We start from the raw sequence: 19,133 nt of genomic DNA on the forward strand, positions 1-19,133 counted from the left end.
CTTGGTGCAAAGTGGGCGAAGGGCTTACCAGGGCAGGCGTTGACCATCGTAGGCCCAGAAGCCGCCGCTGTCTTGGGGTTGCAGGCGATCGAGCACAGCCAGCAGGTCCTGCGCGGCCGCGGCGGGCGGGCGACCTATCTGCGCCCCGCGAAACGGTGCCGACAGCGCCGAATCCACCGTACCGGGGTGCAGGGCCGCCAGCACGGCCTGGGGGTGGGTGCGCGCCACTTCGATCGCGGCGGTCTTGAGCAGCATGTTCAGCGCTGCCTTGGAGGCGCGGTAGCTGTACCAGCCGCCCAGGCGGTTGTCGCCAATGCTGCCTACCTTGGCCGACAGCACTGCCAGCAGGCTGCGCGCCCCCTTGGCCAGCTGCGGCGCGAAATGCGCCAGCACCAGGGCCGGGCCGATGGTGTTGGTGGCAAAGCTGGCCGCCAGGTGCGTGGCGTTCAGGTCGGCCAGGCGTTTTTCGGGGCAGCCGGTGGGGCCGCTGAGCATGCCGGTGGCCACCACGACCAGGTGCCAGGGCCCTTGCGGGCGCAGCGCCTCGGCGGCAGTGGCAATGCTCTGCGGTTGTTCAAAATCCATCGCAGGCGTGCTCTGGCGGCTCAGGGCAACCACCTGGGCACAGCGTGGGTCCGCGGCCAGCTGCGCGGCCAGGGCACCGCCGATGGCGCCAGTGGCCCCCAGGATGAGGGCTTGGTAACCAGTGGGCAGGGATTGCATGGCAGGCCTTGTGGAGTGGGGTTGTGGTTACAGGGTAGCGAGCTGCTGGCGCACCTGCTGTGCGTGCGCTTGCAGGGCGGTTTGCTGCTCGTGCGGCATTTTTTGCCACTGGCGGTACACCAGCGCCAGCCGGTGGTTGCTGCCCAGTGTCTCGGCATGGCGCGCAAAAAAGTCCCAGTACAGGGCGTTGAAGGGGCAGGCGCGCGGGCCGGTCTTGAGCTTGGGGTTGTAGGCGCAGCCCTGGCAATAGTCGCCCATGCGCTGCAGGTAAGCCGCGCTGCTGACATAGGGCTTGGTGGCGATCAGGCCGCCATCGGCGCGCTGGCTCATGCCCAAGGTGTTGGGCAGCTCCACCCATTCGAAGGCATCGATGTAGATGCCCAGGTACCAGCGGTGCAGCGCGGCCGGGTCCAGCCCCGCCAGCAGGGCAAAGTTGCCGATCACCATCAGCCGCTGGATGTGGTGGGCATGGGCGGTCTGCAGCGACTGGCGAATCGACAGTTGCAGACAGCGCATGTCCGTGTCCCCGCTCCAGAACCAGTGCGGCAGCGGCAGTTGGTGGTCCAGCGCATTGCGCTGCTCGTAGCCCGGCATGTGCGCCCAGTAGATGCCGCGCACGTACTCGCGCCAGCCCAGAATCTGGCGCACAAAGCCTTCCACTGCGGCCAGCGGGGCCTGCCCGGTGCGCCAGGCGACCTCGGCGCGCTGCAGCACCTCCAGCGGGTGCAGCATCTTTACGTTCAGCGCAAAGGAGAGCAGCGAATGGAACAGGCGCGGGGCCTGGCTGGCCATGGCGTCTTCATAGTCGCCAAAGTGCGGCAGGGCGTGGGTGATGAAGGCCTCCAGACAGGCCAGTGCCTCGGCACGGTTCAGCGGCCAGCGCACGGCGTCGGCCTGCGGCTCGCCAAAGCTGTGGATGCCGCAGCGCTGCAGCATGGCCCACAGTGTGCGGTGGTCGTGCGTGGGGCGCCAGTCCGCAGGCTCTGGCGGGGTGCCGGGCCAGGGCTTGCGGTTGTCATGGTCAAAATTCCACTGACCGTCTGCGGGCTGATCGTGCTCGTCCAGCAGCAGGCGGTAGCGGCGGCGCATGCCGCGGTAGAAATGCTCCATCAGCCACTGGCGGCGCCCGTGCATCTGGGTGGCCAGATCGTTCCGCGCCGTCAGAAAGTGTTCGCTGTCTACCACGCTGCAGTGCAGTGGGGTGGTGCGGGCCCAGTCCTGCAACTGGGCGTCGAGCCGCCATTCGTCGGGCTGCTGCCATTGCACCGTGTGGGCGCCGTAGTGCGCGGCCAATGCAGTCAGGTTGTCGGGGATGGATTGGCGGTTGCTGGCGTCGTCAAGCGCCACATAGCGCACGCGGTGGCCCGCAGTGCGCAGCTGGTGCGCCAGATCGCGCATGGCGGCAAAGATGGCCAGAATTTTCTGTGCGTGGTGCAGCACGTAGTCGGTTTCCTGGCGCACTTCCATCAGCACGTAGACCACCTGCGGATCCACCTGCTGGAACCAGCTGTGTTGCGGGTTGAGCTGGTCGCCCAGCAGCAGGCGCAGGGTGTGTGCGCCGTGCGGGGCGGTGGGGGTGGGTGTGCGGGTGTTGCTCATGCCGTGCCCCACAGTCGCTGGTAGGCCCCGTCGGGGTCGTAGGTGGCGGCCTGTTTGACGGGGTCAAAGCGGCGCCCACCGCGTGGGTCGGTGCCCCGCCCGGCGATGTACAGCCAGTTGCCCTGGTTGCTGTACACGTCATAGTCCAGCAGCTGTGCCTCAAACCAGGCGGCACCAGCGCGCCAGTCGCAGCCCAGGTCGTGGATCAGATAGCTGGCCGCCACCTGGCGCAGGCGGTTGCTCAGGTAGCCGGTGGCCGCCAGCTCGCGCATGGCGGCATCCACCAAGGGCTGGCCCGTCTGCCCGGCGCACCAGGCGGCAAAGTGCTGGTCATTGTGGGGCGTGGCCTGCGTAGGACCCAGTCCCCGCGCCCAGTACAGCTTGTGGCCATGCTGCAGGTGCAGAAAACGGAAGTAATCGCGCCACAGCAGCTCAAACCACAGCCAGTAGCTGCCATCGCTGGCGCCGTGTGTGGCTTCAAACTGCCGCAGCTGGGCCATGGCTTGGCGCGGCGAGAGCGCCCCCGTGGCCAGCCAGGGCGACCATTTGCTGGAGTAGTCCAGCCCCACCAGGCCGTTGCGTGTGCGCTGGTAGCTGTGGGGCAGCCCGCGTTCCAGATACTGGCGCAGGTGGGCCAGCGCGGCTGACTCCCCGCCGTGCAGACGGCCTTGCAGGTAGGGGAAGGCGCTGCGTGCATCGGCAGCCGGGGGCAGCCCGGCCAGTACGGCCAGGGCTTGCGCTGGTGTGTCTGGGGATGCCGTCGGCAACTCAGGTGGCAAGGGGGGCAGTGCGGCCGGTACTGGCAGGGGTGCTGCGGGTTGCAGCCCGGCACGCTCAATCGCTTGGCGAAACGGCGTGAACACGGCAGGCAACTGCGCCACCGGCCACGGCAACTGGTCCGGGTGCAGCAAGCTGCTGTGCCACACGGTGTGCACCTGCAGGCCTGCGGCGCGCAGGGCTGCAACTTCGGCCTGCTCCTCGGGTGCGGCAATGTCCTCACAGACGATGGTGGTGGCGCCCACGGCCCGCGCCAGCGCAGGCAATGCAATTGCAGCAGGCTGATTCAAAATACATAGCTGAGAGCGTAGATTCTGAAAGCGCTGGAGCAGGTTTTTAAGGGTATTGGCCAGCCAGGCGCGGCGGTGTGGGCCGATGCGGGCAAAGCCCCAGGGGGTGCTGGCTTGCACATCGGGCCGGCACACCACGGGCAGCAGGTGCTGTGCCCCCAGCTGGCATGCGGCCTGCAGCACGGACTGGTCGTGCAGGCGCAGGTCGTGGCGCAGCCACACCAGCACCGTGCTCATGGCTGGGCTCCGGGTGAGGGCGGCTGTTTGCGCTGGCGGCGGCAGCGTTCGGAGCAGTACTTGACCTCCTCCCACACCTGCGCCCACTTTTTGCGCCAGGCAAACGGGCGCCCGCAGCACTGGCAGGGCTTTTCAGGCAGATGGGGTTTGCGGTGCATGGTGTGCTTCCAGTGGTGGGCGGTTTTACCTGGTGTGCGCCTGCAGCGCGGCGTGTACGCGCTGCGCCAGACAGCGGCCGCTGAGCCAGGCGCCTTCCACTGTGCCGCTGTGCAGCCAGTCGCCGCACAGGCCCAGGCCGGTCTCCGGCTGCCACCAGCAGTCCACGTTCAGTGGCGGGGCGGTGTCGGCGTAGCGCCAGCGGTGGGCGGTGGCCTGCACGCTGGCCGGCTCGGGGCCGCCCAGCTGTGCAAAGGCCTGCAGCAGCGTGGCCGTGACCGAGGCAGCGTCGTCTTCCACATGCGCCTCGCTCCAGGTGTGGGTGGCGTGCAGCAGCCAAGTTTCGGGGCCGTTGCGCCCGGGCTTGCTGCTGTCGCGTGCGATCCAGCGCAGGGGGCTGTGCTCGACAAAGCAGCCGTCCACGGGCAGGTGCACCGGCTGGGGGCAGCGCACCATGACCGACCAGCAGGCCCGCATGCGGGCGCTGCGCGCCAGGTCGGCGGCATGCGGGGCTACACCCGTCAGCAGGGGCGCGGCCTGTGGGGCAGGCACGGCCAGCAGCACGGTCTGGTAGCGCTGGGGCTCGGTGCCGTGTTCGGGGCTGTGCAGCAGCCAGCCATCGCCGGCATTTGCCTGCAGCGGCTGGACGGTGGTTTGCCACTGAAAGCGGACCGGCTGGTCCAAGGCCTGCAGGCTGCGCACCAGGTGGGCCGCCGGGGACGTCATGCGTGGGGTGCCGACAAAGCGCTGCACCGTGCTGGTCTGCAGCGTGAAGCCTTGCCCATCGTGCGTGCCGATGCGGGCGGTCCACGGGGCTGCGGTGCCGGCTTGCTCCCAGCTGGCGACCTGGGCCCGGAAATCGGCGTGGCGCGCCGTGAAGTACTGGGCGCCGTGGTCGCACTGCCAATCCGTCGCACCATCGCTGCTGCGGCGCGTGCTCATGCGGCCCGAGGGGCCACGGCTTTTGTCGAACACGTGCACGCTGTGGCCTGCGTGGGCCAGGGCCTGGGCACAGGCCAGGCCTGCCAGGCCGGCACCGACGATGGCGATCGTGGCGTGTTCCAAGGATGGGGAAGTTGCGGTGCTGGTCATGGTTGTGCCGGGGTGGGGGAGTCCGTGTCGGTGTGGTCCACCCAAATGAAAGCCTGTGTGTCAATGCCGAGGGACTGGGCCTGCGCCACGATGCGCTGCAACGTGGCACGGGGCAATTGGGTGTCGCGCGCCAGAATCCAGGCATAGCCGGTATCGGTGCCGACCACCAGCGCCCAGCGGTAGTCGGCGTCCAGGCCCACGACGTGGTAGCCGCCATAGAAGGGACCAAAGAAGGACACCTTGAGGGAGGCGGTGCTGCTCGGACCGGTGAACAGCGCCTTGCCGACAGCCTCGCGCCACTGGCCGCTGGCGGCCTGCCGGCCGCGGTTGATCACCTGCACGCTGCCGTCGGGCTGCGGGGTGTAAGTGGCCGACACATCGCGCAGGCCGCGCTCGAAGGCGTGGTCCAGCCGCGCCAGTTCGTACCAGCGGCCCTGGTAGCGCTGCAGATCGAAGCCTGTGACGGGCTGCAGCCCCGGTGGCGGGCTGGTGCTGGCGCACCCTGTCAGCAGGGCGGCCCCGAGGAGTGCGGAGGCCAGCCAGCGCAGCAGGCGTGGGCGCGCTGTCGGTGCGGCGGGCTGGTGTGGCAGTGGGCGTGTCAGGTGCTGCATGTCTGTGAGGTGCTTCTATCGGTCAAGGTATTGGGGGCAGGGCCGTGATGGCCACGCGATCACGGCAAAGCCTGTCTGGAGCAAAGCGCTGAGCCCCGGCATGGGGTGTCGCCAATGCGCGGCTGTCTGGCTTCCCTGCGGAGCGTATTGGCCGACACCCTGCATATGCGCAGGACCGCGCACAGGCAGGCTGTGTGGGGGCAGTTGTTGCACTCAGGTGGTGAGTGCCGCCTTGGCGCGATGTGCTCCCAACCTGTTGGATGCGCCATCGGGCCTGGGCGTACCCAGCGGTCGCGTACACCACAGTGGTCCGCGATCCACTTGGGCAAGGCGATAGACCTACCAGTGCCCGTGGGTGTGTGACAGCCTGACTCCCTGTGCGGGGGCGATCCGGGACAATCCGCCCCTGCCATGTTGGGGGGCATGCAGGGCGATGCAGCTGTGCCTCTTTGTCTTGGACAAATTCAGGCCAGGCATGGCACGGTGCGCAGCCCGTCACGCCAAACCAGCCCGTTGGTCCAGTCCCCCACATTCGCAGACAGTGCGCACTGGCAGCCACCGGGCATCGCCCTGTAGACATGGTCGTCAGCAGCCTTGCATGGGTTTGCCTAGGTCCTTTCGCGCAACAAAAACCATAGCGTCTATTTCCGTCGCCCACGCGGTCCTGCGCCACTGTGTCTGGGCATGGCTGCACAGCCATGGGTGGCGGTGTGCCCCCATCGCGGCAGTACGCTGGATTGCTGGAAGCGGTGCGGATAGACATAGACAATTCAAGGTATAGCCATAATTGTCTAGGACAAAAATAGTTTTGTCCAATACATTAAGACCCAAGCCATGCGTGAAACATGGCGCAGCACCTGCCAGTCATCCATGCAGCACAAGGGTGTGCGGCTGGCTGCGTGGTGAAGGGTTGGGTTGGAAGAGGGACATGCGCTGTATGCGCTGGCCACGTTCTGCTGATGGCACTGCCATCGGCTGTGCCGCGTAGGAATGCGTTGGTGCCCAGGGGGCGCAGCCAGCGTGTGCCGGGCCAGTGGGCTGGCTCGGCCGACGCACCGATGGTGTCGGTGTGCAACGGATTCAATTTCTGGAAAACAGATTAAAAAATGTCAATCAAAAACAAGCTGATCTTGTCTTTTGCGCTTCTGATGCTGATTCTTTTCGGCCTATCGGGCATGGCGGTGCGCGGGATTGCTGTGACCCAGGGCAGTTTCGAGCATTTTGTGTCCAACGACTTTCGGCGTGCCGGCCTGGCGCGTGAACTGCAGGCGGCCGCCGATGCACGCGCCGTGGCGGCCCGCAATCTGCTGCTGGTGACGGCGCCGGCCGACATCGAGGCCGAGAAAAATGCCGTGATGCAGGCCCACGAGCGCATGCAAGAGCGCCTGGGGCGCTTGCGCACCCTGGTGCAGGCCCCGGACGTGTCGAGCGACGAACGGGCCCTGTTTGCCGCTGTCGAGCAGATCGAGGGGCAGTACGGCCCCGTGGCTTTGGCGATTGTCGACATGGCACTGAAGGACCAGCGCGAGGCGGCCATCCGCAAACTGACGGACGAATGCCGCCCCTTGCTGGCCGAGCTGGTGCGCAAGACCAGTGCCTATGTGGCCTATATCCGTGAGCGGGGCGATACCAATGTCGAGGTGGCGGCGCAGGCCTATGGCTCCACCAAGACCGCCTTGCTCTCGGCCTGCGCCCTGGCCCTGGCGATTGCCGGCGTACTGGCTTGGCGCATCATCCGCAGCCTGATGCGGGCGCTGGGGGCCGACCCCGCCGAGTTGCGGGCCGTGGCCAAGCGCGTGGCGGCTGGCGAGCTGAACGAGGTGACGCTGGACGCGGGCGTGCACCACAGCAGCGTGCTGGCCTCGCTGGCCGAAATGCAGACGGCGCTGGCGCAGATCGTGCGGCAGGTGCGCAGCTCGGCCGAAACGATTGCCGCCAGCTCGGCACAGATCGACTCCAGCAATACCGACCTGGCGCAGCGCACGGAGCTGCAGGCCACGCGGCTGCAGCACAGCTCGGCCACGATGGAGCAACTGCATGGCACCGTGGTGCAGAACGCCGAGCATGCGCAGCAGGCCACCAGCCTGGCGGCCACGGCCAGCCAATCGGCCGAGCACGGCGGCCAGGTGGTGGGTGGCGTGGTCCAGACCATGGAGGACATTGCCGCAGGTTCCCGCCGCATCAAAAGCATCATCGGCGTGATCGATGGCATCGCCTTCCAGACCAACCTGCTGGCCCTGAATGCCGCGGTCGAGGCCGCGCGTGCGGGCGAACAAGGGCGTGGGTTTGCCGTGGTGGCCGCCGAGGTGCGCATGCTGGCGCAGCGCAGTGCGGAGGCCGCCAAGGAAGTCAAGCAACTGATCGATACCAGCATGGGCCAGGTGGCCCAGGGCGTGGAGCAGGTCCAGGAAGCCGGCGTGACCATGGCGCAGCTGGTGGGCGAGGTCAAGAGCGTGGCCGCGCTGATCAGCGAAATCAGTGCCGCGTCGCGGGCCCAGACCCAGGGCATTGGCGAGGTGACAGTGTCGGTCTCGGAGCTGGACCGGGCCACCCAGCAAAATGCCGGCCTGGTGGAGGAAATGGCCGGGGCCTCGGGCAGCCTGCGGGTCCAGGCCAGCAGCTTGATGGAGGCGGTTTCGCTGTTCCGTACCGGCCAGGGCCATCGCCAACTGGAGAGCGCTTAAGCCTGGTGGCCTTGGCTGCGGCAAGCAGCCAAGGCTTCAAGCGGCCCGACGCTTGCGTTGCCAAAGTAAATTGTCACAGCGTAGGGGGTGGGTCGACCGTTTTTTGTGCAGCACGGCCATGCATCGGCGGCCTGGGCCTGAGGGGGCGCACACGGTCACAGCCAATCGACGAAAACTGTGGCGCCTGCCCTCCCTTGCCGGATTCGTCCCTTCACCTGGCTGTCCTGTGGATTCCGCCACCCATGGCTGGCCGCAGATGGTTGCGCGTTCGCAGCGGCGGCCACCGCAGGCCCGCAAGCCGGATGGCGTCAGCGCCGTCAGCTTCTTCGCGGCATGGCAGGAATGCCGACACCGCAGGCCATGCCACCCGGATCGCGCCGGGCCACGTGGTGGGCGCCTGCGCCTTAGGCCTGCACATGACGGCTGTCGACCGCCTGTGCCAGGTGACAGGACCTGGGAATTATGAGTAAAAAGTGGCTTAAAGCCAAACAGGGAGCGCGCAAGCAGCTCCCTTTTTTGTGCAGAGGACCGTTCAGGTGCGCAAGGCCTGGCCCATGGCCAGCAGCGCAGCCACATTGCGTGCGGTGCTGCGCACGTTGTGGGCCGCTTCGGCGATGGCGTCCTCGATGCTGCACGGACGGCTGAGCACACTGCAGATGGCATCGATGCCGTGTGCATGCACCACCTGGGCATTGCGGCCCAGGCTGCCGGCCATGCCAATCACGGGTTTGCCGTAGCGTTTGGCCACGGTCGCCACCCCGAACGGGGTCTTGCCAAAGATGGTCTGCTCGTCAATGCGCCCCTCGCCGGTGATGACCAGGTCGGCATCGCGCACGGCGGCGTCCAGGCCCACGGCCTGGGCAATGATTTCGCAGCCGGGGCGCAACCGGCACTTGAGCACGGCCAGCAGGGCCGCGCCCATGCCACCGGCGGCACCGGCGCCTGCAATCCCTTCCACGTCCGCCCCCAGGTCGCGCCGCAGGATGGCGGCCCAGTGCTGCAGGCTGGCGTCCAGGGCGGCCACCATGTCCGGTGTGGCGCCTTTTTGTGGACCGAAGATGGCCGAGGCACCGCGCGGGCCGGTCAGCGGGTTGTCCACGTCGCAGGCGACGTCGATGCGGCAGGTGGCCAGGCGCGCGTCCAGTCTGGAGGTGTCGATGCGGTCCAGCTGGGCCAGGGCCGCGCCGCCGCGTGCCAGCTCCGCCCCTTGTGCATCCAGCAACCGCACGCCCAGGGCCTGCAGCATGCCGGCCCCGCCATCGTTGGTGGCGCTGCCGCCAATCCCCAGGATCAGGTGGCGCGCACCGGCATCCAGGGCCGCAGCGATCAGCTCGCCCGTGCCGTAGCTGGTGGTCACCAGGGGATTGCGCTGCGCGGGTGGCACCAGGGCCAGGCCGCTGGCGGCGGCCATTTCGATCACGGCCGTGTGACCGTCACCGGACAGGCCATAAAAGCCCGTGACGGGTTCGCCCAGGGGGCCGGTCACGATCACGTCCACGCGGCGGCCCTGGGTGGCTTCCACCATGGCCTGCACCGTGCCCTCGCCGCCATCGGCCATGGGGATCTTGAGGCACTGCGCCTCAGGAAACACCTCCAGCAAGCCCAGCTCAATCTGCGTGGCGACTTCCAGCGCAGACAGGCTTTCCTTGTAGGAGTCGGGGGCGATCACAATTTTCATGGGCAGGCTTTCGCGAAGGTCCGGGGGGGCAGGAAGGTGGGCGTGGCGGTGTCAGAGCTTGCGCAGGCGCTCCAGCGCGGCCAGCAAGGTGGCATCTTGCTTGGCAAAGCAAAAACGCACCACCTTCTGGTCGAACCCGTCGCCGTAGAAGGCCGACAGCGGGATGGCGGCCACGCCCACTTCCCGCACCAGCCATTGGCAGAAGTCGGATTCGCTCAGGGTGGTGACGCCCGAGATGTCCACGCACTGGAAGTAGGTGCCGGTGGTGGGCAGCAGCTTCAGGCGCGTCTGCGCCAGCCCCTGGGCAAACAGGTCGCGCTTGCGCTGGTAGAAGGCGGACAGCTCCAGGTACGGTGCCGGGTTCTGCATGTAGGTGGCCAGGCCGACCTGCATCGGCGTATTCACGGTGAACACGTTGAACTGGTGCACCTTGCGGAATTCGGCCGTCAGCGCGGCGGGCGCCGCCACGGTGCCCACCTTCCAGCCTGTGACGTGGTAGGTTTTGCCAAAGCTGGAGACGATGAAGGCGCGCGCGGCCAGTCCGGGGAAACGCGCGGCGCTTTCGTGCTGGGCGCCGTCGAAGACCATGTGCTCATACACCTCGTCGCTGATCAGCAGCACGTTGGTGGGCGCCAGCAGGGCTTCCAGCTGGCGCATGTCGTCGGCGGTCCAGATGGTGGCGCTGGGGTTGTGCGGGCTGTTGATGATCAGCAGCCGCGTTTTGGGCCTGATGGCCGCAGCGATCTTGGCGAAGTCCGGACGGAAGCTGATGGGCGTGAGCGGCACGCGCACGATTACCCCACCGGCCAGCGCGATATTCGGCGCGTAGCTGTCGTAGCAGGGGTCCAGCACGATGACCTCATCGCCGGCATGCACGGTGGCCAGAATGGCTGTCAGGATGGCCTGGGTGGCGCCGGCGGTGATGGTGATTTCGGCGTTGGCGTCGTATTGGCGGCCGTGCAGTGCTTCAATTTTTGCGGCCACGGCCTCGCGCAACTGCGGCATGCCAGGCATGGGCGGGTACTGGTTGTGGCCGGCCTGCATGGCGGCCGTGACGGCATCGATCAGCGCCGTGTCGCAACCGAAGTCCGGGAAGCCCTGGCCCAGGTTGACGGCCTGGTGCTGCTGGGCCAGGGCCGACATGACGGAAAAAATGGTGGTGCCCACCTGGGGCAGCTTGCTGGGGAAGGCCGGGGTCTGGGCGGGGGAAGTCACGGTCATGGCGTAAAAAAGGTGCCCGCAAGGCACCTGTTTCTGGGAAAGGGGTTCAGAGCTCGTAGTCGTTCACGTGGCCGCTCATGGCGCGCAGGATCAGGTCGCGCGAGAGGCGGTCGCTGAGGGTCTCGGCAAACTTGTAGACGAAGTTGCGCAGGTAGGCGCCGCGCTTGAAGGCGACGCGCGCCACGCTCTGGCCGAACAGGTGGCCCATGGGGCGCGACACCAGGTCGGGGCCCAGGTCTTCGCGCATGGCCATCTCGGCCACGATGCCAATGCCCAGGCCCAGGCGCACATAGGTCTTGATCACGTCGGAGTCGATGGCTTCAAGCACGATGCGCGGCTCGATCTTGCGCGTCGCAAAGGCCGCATCGACCTTGCCACGTCCGGTGAATGAGGGGTGGTAGGTGATCAGCGGCTCACCGGCCAGATCGTCCAGGCCGATGCGTTCCTTGGTGGCCAGCGGGTGGCCGCTGGGCACGACCAGCACGTGCTGCCATTCGTAGCAGGGCAGGGTGACCAGATCGGGGTAATCCGCCAGGGATTCGGTGGCCATGCCGACCTCGGCCACCTCGTCCAGCACCATGCGCGCCACTTCGTGCGGCGTGGCCTGGTGCAGGCTGATGGTGACCTTGGGGTAGGCATCGCGCAGCTTGGCCACGGCTTTGGGCAACACGTAGCGCGCCTGGGTGTGGGTGGTGGCGATGCTGAGCGTGCCGCTGTCCTGGGCGCTGAACTGCTCGCCGATGCGTTTGAGGTTGCCCACCTCGCGCATGATCAGCTCGATGCTCTTGAGCACATGCTGGCCGGGTTCGGTGATGCGCTTGAGGCGCTTGCCGTGGCGGGCAAAGATGTCCACCCCCAATTCCTCTTCCAGCTCGATGATGGCCTTGGAGACACCGGGCTGCGAGGTGTGCAGGGCCTTGGCCGCCTCGGTGAGGTTGAGGTTGCGGCGCGCAGCTTCTTGGACGAAACGGAATTGGTGGAGGTTCATAACAGAATGAAAGCAACGATGCTTTCATTATTATGAAGTAATTGTCTAAAGGTGTCTTGCTTTATGCAATGTATTGGTGTGCCATCTCGGCCAGCAAGGCCGTCAGGCGTGCGTCTTCGCCGACAGCGGTAGCCACCTCGAACTGCACCTGGGGGTGCTGCTCTCGCAATCCAGCGACCAGTACCGGCAGGTCCTGGCGTGCGTGGCGGCCGGTGCCCAGGAACATGGGCAGCACGGTGATGTGGGTGCAGCCCTGGCCTACCAGGTCGGCCGCGGCCGTAGGCAAGTCGGGCTCGGTCAGTTCCAGGTAGGCCGTGCAGCAGCGTGCCTGCGGGTGTTGTAGCAGCAGTTGCTGCGCCACCGCCTCGATCGGCAGGCGCCACTGCGGATCGCGCGAACCATGGGCAAAGAAAACAATACCGCGCTGTGAAGACGGCGTACTCATCGGCGAATCACCAGCCATGCAAAGGCCCCCAAAGACAATATCGAGTAGATCAGCCCCGGCGCGGCAGCGGTCAGCATGGGCGACCAGTTCTGCAGGTTGCCGGCATAGCCGAACACGTTGTTGAGCAGGAAGAAGCTGATGCCGGCCATCACCCCGGCGAAGACATAGCCTGCAATGCCACCGGAGCGGAAGTGCAGGTAAGCAAAGGGCAGGGCCAGCACCACCATGACCATGCAGCTCAAGGGATAGAAGACCTTGCGCCAGAATTCGATTTCGTACTTCTGCGCCGACTGGTCGTTGGCCTTCAGGTGCTGGATGAACTGGAACAGCTCCAGGGTCGGCATGCGATCAGGTTTGTGCACGGCGGCCACCAGCATTTCGCTGGTGATGCTGGTGGGCCATTCCAGGCTGGGCGCCTGCTCGCGCGTGACCTGGGCGGTTTCGGCACCCTGGGCGTCAGGCGTGTAGCGGAAACGCGCGATGCGGGCATTCGTCAGGTCCCAGGCGGTGGCAGTGCTTTGCACCTGCCCACTGTCGGCATGGATTTGCAGCACCATGCGACCCTGACCATCGAACTGGAACACACGGATGCCCTGCAGGGCACCGTCGGCGCGCACGGAACGGACATTGACGGCCAGCGTGTTGCCATTGTTTTTTTCCTTGAGCCAGGCGCCGGTGGAGCCGCTGGTCGAGGTCTTGCCCAGGTACTTGGCCTTGGCCACCAGGGCCATGCGCTCGGCGGCGGGTGCAATGTAGTCGCCGACCGCTACCGTCAGTACCACAAAGCAGGCGCCCAGCAGCAGCATGGTGCGCAGCGCCAGCCAGGGCCCCAGGCCGCTGGTGCGCATGATGGTGAACTCTGAGCTTTGCGCAAATCGGGCCATCACAAAGATGCTGCCGATCAGCACGGCAATCGGCAGCAGTTCGTACAGGTGGTTCGGGATGCCCAGGGACACGGCCAGCAAGGCATGCCAGACGGTGTAGGTGGTATCGCCCACGGTGCGGCCCACATCGCCCATCTCGTCGAGCAGGTCAAAGAAAAAGAACAGCGCCAGAAACGCCAGGGCCACAAAGCCGATGGCACTGACGGTGTCGCGGTAGATCAGTCTGCGCAGTGTCTTCATGCGGTGGCTCCCCGGCGTTGCCACAGGTCCTTGAGGTGCCAGCGATGGTGGCGGATGGCCAGCCCCAATACCGCCAGCACGAAGACGCTGCCATGCACGCCCAGCACATAGCCGGTCAGCCCGATGCGGCCCGAGGCGGTCCAGCTCTGGCCGACGCTCATCAGGTTGTAGTAGACGACGAAGGCCAGCAGTGCCACGACCAGGCTGGTGCTTTGCCCGGCGCGGGGGTTGACGATGGTGATGGCCAGTGCCAGCACCAGCAGGTTCAAGGCTGCCAGCGGCAAGCCCGCGCGCCAGCCGGCTTCGGCCAGGTTGACGGGATTGGGGGTCTGGAACAGTTCCGGGGTCGACAGCGCACGGGCGGTCAGGCTGGTCTTGGCCGGTGCGTTGTCTTCGAGGCGCACGGTGTAGGCTTCAAAATGCGTCAGCTTGAGTTGCCCTGTGGCAGGGTCGGTCTCCACGCGCTGGCCGTTCTCGAGCACGGCATTGCGCAAGCCGTCCACGGTTTCCAGGTGGGCGGACTTGGCCGAGGTCACATATTCACGTCCCTGGCGTTGCTCGACCAGGAAGATGTTGCTGGCAGCCTCGGTGGTGACCGTGTCCTTGTCGATGAAGATCACGCGCGTGCCGTCCGAAGATTCCTGGAACTCCCCGGGTGCGATGCGGTCAATGTCGCTGCGCTGCTCGAACTGGGCGCGCAGTTGCTGGATCTGGTGGTTGCTCCATGGCCATACCAGCAACGCCAGTACGGCAATGACTGCCACAATCGGCCACGCGAAGCGCAGCACCGGACGCAGCTGGCTGGCCAGTCCCTGGCCGCTGGCGAACCAGATGGCCATTTCGCTGTCGCGGTACATGCGCGACAGCGTGCCGACAACAGCCACAAACAGGCTGAGCGTCAGGATGGTGGACATCTGGCCGAGTACGGTGAAGCCCATGACCAGCATCACATCGGATGGGCTGACGGTGCCCTTGGTCGCCTGGCCCAGGGTCCGGATCAGCATCATGGTCATGACGACGGTGATGAGCACCACCAGGGTGGCACCGAAGCTGCGTCCCAGCTCCTTGCGTATGGATGAATCGAATAACATTGGCTCAAAAGGAAAACACCGATTATGAACTTTGAACTCAAGGCTTTGAGCCTGTCCAGTGCAGCCGTTGCAAAGTGTGATCTTCTTGTATTGTTGGTGCCCCAGGCATTTGAGCCTGCGCAAGACCCTTTGTCGGCGCTGGTCGAAGCTGCGGTGCGCCATGGTGACTGGAGTCATGCGGCCGGCAAGCAGTTGCACTGCTACCGGCCTGCCGGCGTGCAGGCGCGGCGGGTGCTGCTGGTGGGCGCCGGCTCGGGCAGCCAGCGCGATCTGCGCACGGCCCTGGGCAGCGTGTCCGCCGTGCTCAAGGCCGAGGGCGTGCAGCACGCGGTGTTGTGCCTGAGTGCACTGGACGATGCACCGGCTGCGGTGCGCGCCAGCGTGCACAGCGTGGCCGATGCCAGCTATGTCTATACCCTGACCAAGCCCCAGGCCAAGGCGCTGGGCTTGCAGAAGGTAACCGTGGGGGTCGCGGACAAGCATGCAGCCACCCCAGCGTTCGAGCAGGCCGTGGCTGTGGCCTTGGGCCAGGGCCTGGCCAAGGAGTGGGGCAACCGCCCTGCCAACCATGCCACGCCCACTTTGCTGGCGCAGGCTGCCAAGGACTTGGCCAAAGATGCAGACATCGATTGCAAGGTGCATGGGCCGAAAGAAGTGGCCAAGCTGGGCATGGGCGCATTCCTGGCGGTGGCACAGGGTTCCAAGGAGCCCTTGCAGTTCATTGAGCTGAGCTACCAGGGGGCCGCCAAGTCGCAGGCCCCGGTGGTGCTGGTGGGCAAGGGCATCACGTTTGACACCGGCGGTATTTCGCTCAAGCCTGCCGCGGCCATGGACGAGATGAAATTCGACATGTGCGGTGCTGCCAGCGTGCTGGGCGTCTTCCGCAGCCTGGCCGAGCTCAAGCCCGCGATCAACGTCGTGGGCCTGATCCCTGCGTGCGAAAACATGCCCGATGGCGGCGCGATCAAGCCGGGCGATGTGGTGACCAGCATGAGCGGTCAGACCATTGAAATCCTGAACACCGATGCCGAGGGGCGCCTGGTGCTGTGTGACACCCTGACCTATGCCGAGCGTTTCAAGCCTAGCGCCGTGGTGGACATCGCCACCCTGACAGGGGCGTGTGTGATTGCGCTGGGCGGTGTGCGCTCCGGCATGTATGCCAACGAAGACAGCCTGGGTCAGGCGCTGCTGCATGCGGGTGAGAAAAGCCAGGACCTGTGCTGGCAGATGCCGCTGGACGACGACTACGCCGAAGGCCTGAAGAGCAATTTTGCCGATGTCGGCAACGTGGCAGGCCGCGCTGGCGGATCAATCACGGCGGCCAAGTTCCTGCAGCGCTTCGTGGGCACCATGCGCTGGGCACACCTGGACATTGCCGGTACGGCCTGGAAAGAGGGAGCCTCCAAGGGTGCCACTGGCCGTCCGGTGCCCTTGCTGGTGCAGTACCTGTTGGACAGCGCGGCTGCCGCCAAGCCCGTCAAGACGACGACCAAGCCCAAGTCGGCGCCACGCAAAGCACCGGCCAAGACCGCGAAAGCTGAATGAGCATGGCCGATTCCCCGGTGCAGGTCGCATTCCACTTCAATGCACCTGACAAGCTGGATTACGCCTGCCGCTTCATCCGCAAGGCCGTGCGCCATGATGCGCGGGTGACCGTGGTGGCGCCGATGGCGCAGCTGCGCCAGCTGTCCTCCAAGCTGTGGAAATACGCCGGGCACGAGTTCCTGGCGCATGCCTTGCAGGGCGACGATGCCGAGCTGCTGGCCCTGGCGCCTGTGGCGCTGGTGGAGCAGGCCCAGGCCAGTACCCACCGTGAAGTACTGCTGAACCTGGGGTTGGACATGCCCCAGGGCTTCGAGGCATTTGCCAAGGTGGTCGAGGTGGTCTCCAGCTTTGACGATGAAGACCGTGCCCAGGCGCGTGTGCGCTGGCGCGCCTACCAGGGTGCGGGCCATGCGATCGAGCGCCACGACCTGGTGTTGAAAGGTAATTGATGCAGCCCAGTGACCGTCAGCCTCCGCGGTTTGTGCCGACCTTGACCGAGGTGGTGGAGCCCGCTGTGGTGCCCCCCACCCGGTTGCCAGACCCCGCGCAGGACGTGCCTGACCGGGTGCCAATGCAGCCCGTGCCCGTCGACGAAGCACCGCCGACCCCCGCGCCGGTGGGCGTGCCCGCGATGACGCCGGATGCACTGCGCGACCAGGGACTGGCACTGGCGCAGACCCTGCAGCTGCGCGTGATGGAGCGCCTGGACGGCGTGCTGGAAGAGCGCTTGCGCTATGCCCTGGCCGATGTGGTGCAGTTGCAGACCCAGGCCCTGTACCAGTCCATTCGCCAGGAGGTTGAGGGGCTGGTCAGTGCGGCCGTGAATGAGGCCGTGGCCCAGGAACTGGCCGATTTGCGCTACCCACCCGCCACGTGGGGTTGAAGGCCTGCCTGTCACGGCAGGCTTGCTCATACTTGGCTCAGCACCTCGGGATTGAGGATGTTGACAGGCTGGCCCTGGAAGAAGTGCACGATGTTGTCGAAGGCAGCACCAAAGTAGAGCTCGTAACTGTCCTGCTCCACATAGCCAATGTGTGGTGTACAGATGCAGTTTTCCATGCGCAGCAGTGCGTGGCCTTGCAGAATGGGTTCGCTCTCGAAGACGTCCACGGCCGCCAGGCCGGGTCGGCCCTGCGTCAGAGCGCTGGCCAGTGCATCGGGTTCGATCAATTCGGCGCGCGAGGTGTTCACCAGCAGTGCCGTGGGCTTCATCAGCGCCAGGTCTTCCCGGCGCACGATGTGTTGGGTCTGCGGATGCAGTCGCAAGTGCAGGGACAGCACGTCGCTGTGCGCGAAGAACTCTTCCCGGCTGGCGGCGGCCTGGTAACCATCTTGCAAGGCCTTGGTGCGCGATGCCTCGCTGCCCCACACGGTCACAGCCATGCCAAAAGCCTTGCCGTAGCCCGCCACCAACTGCCCGATCCGGCCATAGCCCCAGATGCCGAGGGTGCGGCCGCGCAGCGCACAGCCCATGGCGAAGTTGGGCGGCATGGACGCTGCCTTGAAGCCCGATTGCTGCCAGGCACCGTGCTTGAGGTTGGAGATGTACTGGGGCAGTCGGCGCATGGCCGCCATGATCAGGGCCCAGGTCAGCTCGGCCGGGGCCACCGGTGATCCCACGCCTTCGGCAACGGCAATCCCATGGTCGGTACAGGCTTGCACGTCCAGGTGGGGGCCGGCCTTGCCGACCTGGGCGATCAGCTTGAGCTTGGGCAGTTTCTCAATCAGTTGGCGAGACAGCGGGGTGCGCTCCCGAATCAGCACAATCACATCCGCATCGCGCAGACGCACGGCCAGTTGACCCACGCCTTTGACTGTGTTGGTGTAGACCTTGGCGTTGAACCCGTCCAGGCGGGCAGCGCATTGGAGTTTGCGGACCGTGTCTTGGTAGTCGTCCAGAATGACGATGTTCAGCATTCAGCGTGCTTTCTAAGTGCTTGATTTCTTCAATGGGTCTGCGGCAAGCCTTTTAAGCGATCTTGCCAAAACGCGGGGTTCAGGTGGCGGTAGCGTGCCTGTGACCATCAAGTGGCTTGCAAGCAATATCCGGCCCAGGTTGGTTGGCAAGGGCAAGCCTGGATTGTGACCCGGCTGCAGCCCCGGCTCTACCGGTTGATGCCCATATTGTCGTCCAAGCAACTCCGTGCTCGGCACTGTGTGCCGGTGGGGGTGGTAAAAGATGGAACGATTGGTAGAACCGTGGCCACGGGCGTTGCAGCTTGTTGTTACGCCCTGATAAGACTTGTTGCAGCGCATGCTTCTACACTCGGCAGCCATTCTCACTCCTGAATCATCGATATGAAAAAACTGCTCGGATGGACTTTGGTGGCGGCATTGCTGGGTGGCTGCGCGGTGTACACACCCAGTGGCTCCGTGGTGATCGACCCCGGTGCTGGTGGCGGCCATGGTGGTTTCTGTCCACCGGGTCAGGCCAAGAAAGGCAATTGCTGAAGTCGCCAGGGCGCTGGCATCTCAATCCCATGGACATATCCCGGGCTGTCTGCAGGTTGACCCTCCAAACCAACAGCGCAGCTTGGACATCTGTTTTTCGCGGCGCAATCTCTGCAACCGCCCGGTGTATGCCGGGCGGTTTCTTCTTTTGCCAAAAAATGGCCGTTGCGCTGATTGCACAAGTGTGAAAAGCTATCGAATTAGGAGCTTGGATGCAGCGTTAGGTGCGCAGCCACTGCATGGTCCGCAGCAAGTAGGCGGCAGAGCCTCGCCGGGGCGCAGCACAAATGGCCGGTTCGGGTGAAGCCTCGTTGAGGCGGCGCATGTTTTGCGTGCGGCCTGAGGCCGGTGACCCGTAGCAGCGAATGTAAACTTTGCCGGGTCGTTCGATGTTTTGCAGCGGTGCTGTGGGACGGCGTTG

Annotated in this window: 18 protein-coding genes; 5 read left to right on the top strand and 13 right to left on the bottom strand. The window is 65.7% G+C overall.

Going from position 1 to position 19,133, the window contains the following annotated elements; genetic code table 11:
- Positions 1–24: 24 nt before the first annotated feature.
- Genes CA2_RS12815 through CA2_RS12835 form a run of 6 tightly spaced genes read right to left on the bottom strand, consistent with a single transcriptional unit; the run spans position 25 to position 5,485 of the window.
- The gene (locus tag CA2_RS12815; protein WP_042417833.1) at positions 25–723 is read right to left on the bottom strand and encodes an SDR family NAD(P)-dependent oxidoreductase; all 699 of its coding nucleotides are present in this window, start codon (positions 721–723) and stop codon (positions 25–27) included.
- A 27-nt stretch (positions 724–750) separates the two neighbouring features.
- On the bottom strand, positions 751–2,322 hold the full coding sequence (locus tag CA2_RS12820; RefSeq protein ID WP_042417836.1) for a cryptochrome/photolyase family protein: 1,572 nt from the start codon (positions 2,320–2,322) through the stop codon (positions 751–753).
- Entirely contained in the window at positions 2,319–3,626 is a 1,308-nt protein-coding gene (locus CA2_RS12825) for a DASH family cryptochrome (RefSeq protein ID WP_042417839.1), read from the bottom strand. The genes CA2_RS12820 and CA2_RS12825 overlap by 4 nt, the downstream gene beginning before the upstream one ends.
- Positions 3,623–3,784: a DUF2256 domain-containing protein gene (locus CA2_RS18845; protein WP_081888994.1), complete on the bottom strand. Its 162-nt coding sequence runs from the start codon at positions 3,782–3,784 to the stop codon at positions 3,623–3,625. The genes CA2_RS12825 and CA2_RS18845 overlap by 4 nt, the downstream gene beginning before the upstream one ends.
- A 25-nt stretch (positions 3,785–3,809) precedes the next feature.
- On the bottom strand, positions 3,810–4,874 hold the full coding sequence (locus tag CA2_RS12830; protein WP_042417842.1) for an NAD(P)/FAD-dependent oxidoreductase: 1,065 nt from the start codon (positions 4,872–4,874) through the stop codon (positions 3,810–3,812).
- Positions 4,871–5,485, bottom strand: a complete 615-nt coding sequence (locus CA2_RS12835; RefSeq protein ID WP_042417844.1) for a lipocalin family protein — start codon at positions 5,483–5,485, stop codon at positions 4,871–4,873. The genes CA2_RS12830 and CA2_RS12835 overlap by 4 nt, the downstream gene beginning before the upstream one ends.
- 1,106 nt (positions 5,486–6,591) lie before the next feature.
- On the opposite strand from CA2_RS12835, the gene CA2_RS12840 reads away from it, so the two are divergent.
- The gene (locus tag CA2_RS12840) at positions 6,592–8,169 is read left to right on the top strand and encodes a methyl-accepting chemotaxis protein (protein ID WP_042417847.1); all 1,578 of its coding nucleotides are present in this window, start codon (positions 6,592–6,594) and stop codon (positions 8,167–8,169) included.
- Positions 8,170–8,701: 532 nt separating this feature from the next.
- On the opposite strand, the gene CA2_RS12845 is transcribed toward CA2_RS12840, so the two are convergent.
- From CA2_RS12845 to lptF, 6 genes are all read right to left on the bottom strand, one after another.
- A complete protein-coding gene (locus CA2_RS12845; protein WP_042417849.1) occupies positions 8,702–9,847 on the bottom strand; it encodes a glycerate kinase in 1,146 nt (381 codons plus the stop codon).
- A 51-nt stretch (positions 9,848–9,898) separates the two neighbouring features.
- The gene (locus tag CA2_RS12850) at positions 9,899–11,068 is read right to left on the bottom strand and encodes a pyridoxal phosphate-dependent aminotransferase (RefSeq protein WP_042417851.1); all 1,170 of its coding nucleotides are present in this window, start codon (positions 11,066–11,068) and stop codon (positions 9,899–9,901) included.
- A 46-nt stretch (positions 11,069–11,114) separates the two neighbouring features.
- Positions 11,115–12,056, bottom strand: a complete 942-nt coding sequence (locus CA2_RS12855) for a CysB family HTH-type transcriptional regulator (protein WP_042417853.1) — start codon at positions 12,054–12,056, stop codon at positions 11,115–11,117.
- Positions 12,057–12,117: 61 nt separating this feature from the next.
- On the bottom strand, positions 12,118–12,501 hold the full coding sequence (locus CA2_RS12860; protein WP_042417854.1) for a sirohydrochlorin chelatase: 384 nt from the start codon (positions 12,499–12,501) through the stop codon (positions 12,118–12,120).
- A complete protein-coding gene (gene lptG, locus CA2_RS12865; protein WP_042417855.1) occupies positions 12,498–13,625 on the bottom strand; it encodes an LPS export ABC transporter permease LptG in 1,128 nt (375 codons plus the stop codon). Before lptG ends, CA2_RS12860 begins: the two co-directional genes overlap by 4 nt.
- A complete protein-coding gene (lptF, locus tag CA2_RS12870; RefSeq protein ID WP_042417856.1) occupies positions 13,622–14,716 on the bottom strand; it encodes an LPS export ABC transporter permease LptF in 1,095 nt (364 codons plus the stop codon). Before lptF ends, lptG begins: the two co-directional genes overlap by 4 nt.
- A gap of 24 nt (positions 14,717–14,740) precedes the next feature.
- On the opposite strand from lptF, the gene CA2_RS12875 reads away from it, so the two are divergent.
- The 3 genes from CA2_RS12875 to CA2_RS17625 are packed head-to-tail and all read left to right on the top strand — an operon-like array spanning position 14,741 to position 17,144.
- Positions 14,741–16,261, top strand: a complete 1,521-nt coding sequence (locus tag CA2_RS12875; protein WP_042417858.1) for a leucyl aminopeptidase — start codon at positions 14,741–14,743, stop codon at positions 16,259–16,261.
- Between the two features lie 2 nt (positions 16,262–16,263).
- A complete protein-coding gene (locus tag CA2_RS12880) occupies positions 16,264–16,710 on the top strand; it encodes a DNA polymerase III subunit chi (protein ID WP_042417860.1) in 447 nt (148 codons plus the stop codon).
- 32 nt (positions 16,711–16,742) lie between these two features.
- Positions 16,743–17,144 carry a hypothetical protein gene (locus tag CA2_RS17625; protein ID WP_245620958.1) on the top strand — a complete coding sequence of 134 codons (402 nt, stop codon included), beginning with the start codon at positions 16,743–16,745 and terminating at the stop codon, positions 17,142–17,144.
- Positions 17,145–17,170: 26 nt separating this feature from the next.
- Here CA2_RS17625 and CA2_RS12890 read toward each other — a convergent pair whose 3' ends face one another.
- Positions 17,171–18,175, bottom strand: a complete 1,005-nt coding sequence (locus CA2_RS12890) for a D-2-hydroxyacid dehydrogenase family protein (RefSeq protein WP_042417880.1) — start codon at positions 18,173–18,175, stop codon at positions 17,171–17,173.
- A 384-nt stretch (positions 18,176–18,559) separates the two neighbouring features.
- Between CA2_RS12890 and CA2_RS18070 the strand changes: the two genes are divergently transcribed.
- Positions 18,560–18,712 (top strand): hypothetical protein, encoded by a 153-nt coding sequence (locus CA2_RS18070; RefSeq protein WP_162858916.1) that lies wholly within the window; start codon positions 18,560–18,562, stop codon positions 18,710–18,712.
- Positions 18,713–19,133: the final 421 nt, after the last annotated feature.

Origin of the sequence: Comamonas aquatica NBRC 14918 (assembly GCF_000739875.1) — a bacterium.
GTDB lineage: Bacteria > Pseudomonadota > Gammaproteobacteria > Burkholderiales > Burkholderiaceae_C > Comamonas > Comamonas aquatica.

Excerpts from the sequence above, each read along its gene's own strand:
- CA2_RS12855 (WP_042417853.1), bottom strand. The coding sequence starts at position 12,056 with ATGAACCTCCACCAATTCCGTTTCGTCCAAGAAGCTGCGCGCCGCAAC.
- CA2_RS12880 (WP_042417860.1), top strand. The coding sequence starts at position 16,264 with ATGGCCGATTCCCCGGTGCAGGTCGCATTCCACTTCAATGCACCTGAC.
- CA2_RS12830 (WP_042417842.1), bottom strand. The coding sequence starts at position 4,874 with ATGACCAGCACCGCAACTTCCCCATCCTTGGAACACGCCACGATCGCC.
- CA2_RS12850 (WP_042417851.1), bottom strand. The coding sequence starts at position 11,068 with ATGACCGTGACTTCCCCCGCCCAGACCCCGGCCTTCCCCAGCAAGCTG.
- lptF (WP_042417856.1), bottom strand. The coding sequence starts at position 14,716 with ATGTTATTCGATTCATCCATACGCAAGGAGCTGGGACGCAGCTTCGGT.
- CA2_RS18845 (WP_081888994.1), bottom strand. The coding sequence starts at position 3,784 with ATGCACCGCAAACCCCATCTGCCTGAAAAGCCCTGCCAGTGCTGCGGG.
- CA2_RS12840 (WP_042417847.1), top strand. The coding sequence starts at position 6,592 with ATGTCAATCAAAAACAAGCTGATCTTGTCTTTTGCGCTTCTGATGCTG.
- lptG (WP_042417855.1), bottom strand. The coding sequence starts at position 13,625 with ATGAAGACACTGCGCAGACTGATCTACCGCGACACCGTCAGTGCCATC.
- CA2_RS12820 (WP_042417836.1), bottom strand. The coding sequence starts at position 2,322 with ATGAGCAACACCCGCACACCCACCCCCACCGCCCCGCACGGCGCACAC.
- CA2_RS18070 (WP_162858916.1), top strand. The coding sequence starts at position 18,560 with ATGAAAAAACTGCTCGGATGGACTTTGGTGGCGGCATTGCTGGGTGGC.
- CA2_RS12825 (WP_042417839.1), bottom strand. The coding sequence starts at position 3,626 with ATGAGCACGGTGCTGGTGTGGCTGCGCCACGACCTGCGCCTGCACGAC.
- CA2_RS12875 (WP_042417858.1), top strand. The coding sequence starts at position 14,741 with ATGAACTTTGAACTCAAGGCTTTGAGCCTGTCCAGTGCAGCCGTTGCA.
- CA2_RS12845 (WP_042417849.1), bottom strand. The coding sequence starts at position 9,847 with ATGAAAATTGTGATCGCCCCCGACTCCTACAAGGAAAGCCTGTCTGCG.
- CA2_RS12860 (WP_042417854.1), bottom strand. The coding sequence starts at position 12,501 with ATGAGTACGCCGTCTTCACAGCGCGGTATTGTTTTCTTTGCCCATGGT.
- CA2_RS12835 (WP_042417844.1), bottom strand. The coding sequence starts at position 5,485 with ATGCAGCACCTGACACGCCCACTGCCACACCAGCCCGCCGCACCGACA.
- CA2_RS12815 (WP_042417833.1), bottom strand. The coding sequence starts at position 723 with ATGCAATCCCTGCCCACTGGTTACCAAGCCCTCATCCTGGGGGCCACT.